This is a genomic window from Limimaricola litoreus (assembly GCF_024159025.1).
Classification (GTDB): Bacteria; Pseudomonadota; Alphaproteobacteria; order Rhodobacterales; family Rhodobacteraceae; genus Limimaricola; species Limimaricola litoreus.
The window spans coordinates 1-2,584 of the sequence record NZ_JAMYXC010000233.1; the positions used below are offsets into that span (position 1 = coordinate 1).

General features: G+C 69.3%; 5 protein-coding genes and 1 pseudogene. 1 reads left to right on the plus strand and 5 read right to left on the minus strand.

Translation table 11 applies throughout. From position 1 onward, the window contains the following. From NHG85_RS15115 to flgB, 5 genes are all read right to left on the minus strand, one after another. Nucleotides 1-665 (minus strand): lytic transglycosylase domain-containing protein (locus NHG85_RS15115; protein ID WP_253333824.1); only part of this gene is annotated, 665 nt, incomplete at its 3' end. Then, nucleotides 662-931 carry a flagellar biosynthetic protein FliQ gene (locus tag NHG85_RS15120; RefSeq protein ID WP_253333827.1) on the minus strand — a complete coding sequence of 90 codons (270 nt, stop codon included), beginning with the start codon at nucleotides 929-931 and terminating at the stop codon, nucleotides 662-664. The genes NHG85_RS15120 and NHG85_RS15115, both read right to left, overlap by 4 nt. Nucleotides 932-962: 31 nt before the next feature. Continuing rightward, nucleotides 963-1,286 carry a flagellar hook-basal body complex protein FliE gene (gene fliE / locus NHG85_RS15125; protein ID WP_253333829.1) on the minus strand — a complete coding sequence of 108 codons (324 nt, stop codon included), beginning with the start codon at nucleotides 1,284-1,286 and terminating at the stop codon, nucleotides 963-965. A gap of 9 nt (nucleotides 1,287-1,295) precedes the next feature. Then, on the minus strand, nucleotides 1,296-1,706 hold the full coding sequence (flgC, locus tag NHG85_RS15130; protein WP_253333831.1) for a flagellar basal body rod protein FlgC: 411 nt from the start codon (nucleotides 1,704-1,706) through the stop codon (nucleotides 1,296-1,298). 17 nt (nucleotides 1,707-1,723) lie between these two features. Then, nucleotides 1,724-2,113 (minus strand): flagellar basal body rod protein FlgB, encoded by a 390-nt coding sequence (gene flgB / locus NHG85_RS15135; protein ID WP_253333833.1) that lies wholly within the window; start codon nucleotides 2,111-2,113, stop codon nucleotides 1,724-1,726. A 66-nt stretch (nucleotides 2,114-2,179) separates the two neighbouring features. Here flgB and NHG85_RS15140 point away from each other — a divergent pair. Then, a pseudogene (locus tag NHG85_RS15140) lies at nucleotides 2,180-2,584 on the plus strand (flagellum-specific ATP synthase FliI); the annotation flags it as partial.

Sequence of the window (2,584 nt, forward strand, 5' to 3'; positions counted from 1 at the left end):
GGCGCCTCCGCCGACGCGCGGGCGCCGGGGGCCGCCACGTCGCGAAACCCCGCGATCCGGCTGTTGGCGGTTTCGATGTTGCCGCGCAGCGCGGCGAGGTAGATCTTCTGCGCCTCGGGCGTGCGCGAATGATAGGCGCCGGCGGCGGCGGTCCAGTCGCCGAACTCCTCGTAGAGCCGGCGCAGGAAGCGCGCGGCGTATTCGACGTTGACCGCCGGGTCGAAGCCCTGCGCCGCGCCGTCGAAGGCCTCGGGATGCCAGCGCATGTTGATCTGCATGCAGCCCACGTCGATGCTGTCGATCCCGGCCGCGCGCCGCGCCGCGATCCAGCCCAGCGCCGCCCCGGCATCGTCGAACAGCCGGCCTTCGCCCGCGGCGTTGACCGCCCATGGCCAGATGGTGAGCTGGCCGTTCCGCGTCACACCGGCCTCCTGGATGCCGATCGCCAGAAGCAGGTTGCCGGGGATGCGGTGGCGCAATTGCGCGCGCAGGATCTCGGCCACGCAGACGCCGTGCTCCAGCGGCGCGCCCCGCGCATCGGCCCCCGCCGTGGCGCCCTGCGCGGGCGGCGCGTTGCTGCCGCGGTAGAAATCGCCCCAGCCGGCGAGGCCGGGCCGGGGGGCGAGCGTCAGCGCCAGCGCGAGGAGAACGCCCAGCCGCCTCATGCGCCGCCGCTCGCGATCAGGTCGAACACCCGGTCCGACAACTGCGTCAGCGTGGCATAGATGAAGGGGGTCGCGGCCAGCAGGCCGAGGAAGATCGCCGCGATCTTCGGCACGAAGGTCAGCGTCATCTCCTGGATCTGGGTCAGCGCCTGGAAAAACGCGATGACGAGGCCGACGCCCAGCGCCAGCGCCAGGATCGGGCCGGAGCCGATCAGCACCGCGAGGATCGTGTCCGACAGGATGTCGTAGGTGTCTCTTTCGGTCATCGCCGCCCCCGCGCCCCCGCCGGTGCCGCGATCAGAGCGGCATCCGCATGATTTCCTGGTAGGCCTCGACGACCTTGTCGCGCATCGAGACCATCACCTTGACCGTGCTTTCGAGCTCCAGCGTCGCCTCGACGACGCGCTGGGTGCCCATCTCGCCGGTCAGCCCCTTCTGCGCCACCGCCTCGGCCTCGCGGACCTTGCCCACGGCATTGGTCGTGGCGCTTTGCAGCATCTCGGAAAAGCTTTCGCCCTTGCCGGTCACGGCCTCGGGGCCGGGCAGGCCGGAAAGCTCCTTGGAAGAGCGATAGGCGCCGCGGACGCCGGAGGTGGAGAGGATCGAGGATATCTCGGTCATCGGTCAGCCTTATCTGAGGAGGTCGAGCATCTGGCTGCGCATGTCGCGCCCGGCTTCGAACATGTTCATGTTCGCCTCGTAGCTGCGCGAGGCCTCGCGCATGTTGCTCATTTCGAGGATCGGGTTGACGTTGGGCATCTTGACCATGCCCGCGGCATCAGCGGCCGGATGGGCGGGGTCGTGCATCAGGGTGAAGGGCGTCTTGTCGCGGCCGATCTTGTCGACCGTGACCAGCGAGGCGCCGATCTCGCGATCGACCAGCTCCTCGAAGGCCAGCGTCTTGCGGCGGTAGGGATCGGCGCCGGGCGTGCTGCCGGTCGAATCCGCGTTGGCGACGTTCTCGGACACGATCTTGAGCCGTTCGCCCTGTGCCCTCATGCCGCTGGCGGCGATGGCGCTGATCGAGGAAAGCGGATCCATGGCGGTCTCCTATGCGCTCAGCGCAGGCCGGTGGCGGAAAGGGTGAGAAGCTCATGACCCTTGCGGTAGAGCTGCGCCGCGAGGCGGTAGCTTTCGCTGACCTCGGCGGATTTGACGGTCTGCTGCTCCAGCACGACGGTGTTGCCGTCGATCGATCGCTCCCAGGCGGCGCTGTCGGTCATGGCCCGCGGCGCGCCATGGCTGCCGCCGCTGCTGATATGGCGCGGGTCGGTGGTGACGGCGCCGGGCTGGGCGTTGGCCAGCACCGCATCGAACCCGGCCAGATCCTTGGCGCGGTATTGCGGCGTGTTGGCGTTGGCGATGTTCTCGGAGATCACCTTCTGCCGCGCCGCGAGCCAGTCGAGCCGCTTCGAGGCGAGAGCAAAGAAGGACATGCCATCGAGCATTTGCGTTTCCTTTCGGGTCGAGCATGGATAGCATGTATAAATCCGCATGACTATGGGATCAGCACCATGCAAACCGCATTTTCCGATCTGACGTCGCAACTGCGCAACGCCTCGGACGCACGCGTTACCGGCGAGGTGCGCGCGGTGCTGGGCCTCTCGCTCACGGTGAGCGGGCTGGAGCGCGCGGTGGGCATCGGCGGGCGCTGCACCGTGCATGGGGCGCGTGGGCCGGTGCTGGGCGAGGTGGTCGGCATCGATGCCCGCGGCACGCATCTTCTGCCCTTCGGCTCATGGGCCGGGGTGGTGGTCGGCGACAAGGTCGAGCACAGCCCGCGCGGCGATCTCGTGCGGCCCGATGCCGGGTGGATCGGCCGGGTGGTCAATGCGCTGGGCGAGCCGCTCGACGGGCGCGGGCCGCTGATGGAGGGCGAGGCGGCGCGGATGGTGCGCGCGGGCCCGCCATCGGCCTTC